General features: G+C 75.3%; 2 protein-coding genes. Both read right to left on the reverse strand.

Annotated features, from left to right (window positions below; genetic code table 11):
- The coding region (locus tag ACWCXC_RS37455; RefSeq protein ID WP_450891822.1) for an RRQRL motif-containing zinc-binding protein at nt 1-302 on the reverse strand (302 nt) is incomplete at its 3' end.
- Nucleotides 302-1,159 (reverse strand): protein spdB, encoded by an 858-nt coding sequence (locus ACWCXC_RS37460; RefSeq protein WP_450891823.1) that lies wholly within the window; start codon nt 1,157-1,159, stop codon nt 302-304. The genes ACWCXC_RS37455 and ACWCXC_RS37460, both read right to left, overlap by 1 nt.
- Between the last annotated feature and the right edge of the window lie 106 nt (nt 1,160-1,265).

Raw genomic sequence — 1,265 nt, forward strand, 5'->3', positions numbered from 1 at the left:
ACGCACATGCCGAGCGAGGACGGGATGCAGTACCCGGCGTCGCGGTGGCAGGCGGGGCAGGTGCGGCGGGCGAGCATGGCCTTGGCGAGCGCGGCGGTACGGCCCGGGGTCATCGGGCGGACCGGGCGGGCCAGGTCGATGCGGTAGAGGTACGCGATGAGGGGTTCGCGCCGGCGGCGGGGGCGGCAGACGACGGCGGCGACGTCCTGTCCGCCGGGCCGCAGCCCGAGCGCGCGGAGCTGTCGGCGGGTGGCGTAGCCGTCGGGGGCCAGGCGCCACCGGTACTCCGGCAGCGCGGCCATCACGCCACCCGCTTCCAGGCGGCCCGCAGGCGGACCTCGGAGGCGGAGTGGCCGGCCGCGCGGAAGCGGGCGGCCATCTCCCGGTAGGACAGGGCGGGGGTACGGCTGTGACGGATCTGGTCGACGAGAACGTCCAGGACCTCGTCCGTGGTGGCCGGTGCGGCCTCCAGGGCGCGGGCGGTGAGCTGCTGGTCGGGATCCCAGACGGGGAGTTCCCAGCAGGGCGCCGCACCGGGCGTGACGGGGGTCGTCACGCTGGTCAGGGCCGGTCCGGTGCTCTCGCCGTTGCGGGCCGTCTCCAGCGTCGACCACGCCCGGGACAGGGCCTGCGCGGTCTCGGCCTGGACGCGTGCGACGCGGGCACCGGCCTGCGTCACGGCCGTCAGCCGCGTCTCCTCCGTGGCCGCCTCGGCCCGCAGCCGGGCGCGGGCGACGGCGGCTTCGTCGCGGGCTTCCTGCTGGATGTCCCGGATCGAGCCCAGCGCGGACGCGGTGAGCGCGGTGCGCTCCCACAGCCCGTGCACCAGCCACAGGGCCTTGGCCGCGATCGGCAGCCAGGCGACGGCCAGCCACGCACCGGCGGACTGCGCCGACAGGGCATGGGCGACCAGGACCCCGGTCGCGCTGAGCCCGAAGCCCCACCCGACGGCGGTCACCATGTGGCTGTGGTCGCCCTGGGCGGCCAAGCGGCGTTCGTAGGCGAGGGTGGCCAGCCACCCGCCGTCGATCCCCAGGCCGACGACCAGAGCGACCGGCCACGGCATCACCGGACTGAGCCACATCACGACCACGGCCAGGGTCAGGACCATGGACACCGCCGTCATCCCGACGGCGGGAAGAACCGTCCGCGCCTTCATGCCGCACCGCCCTTCCCGTACAGGAACCGGAAGAGGGCGAGCTGCAACTCCACCCAGTCCAGGCCGGTGGGCTCGGGGTAGCCGTGCCGAACGAGCACGTCCGCCA

The organism is Streptomyces sp. NPDC001515, from assembly GCF_053597115.1.

Bases quoted from the DNA above. Each gene is read 5' to 3' on its own strand.
- ACWCXC_RS37460 (WP_450891823.1), bottom strand. From the start codon at position 1,159: ATGAAGGCGCGGACGGTTCTTCCCGCCGTCGGGATGACGGCGGTGTCC.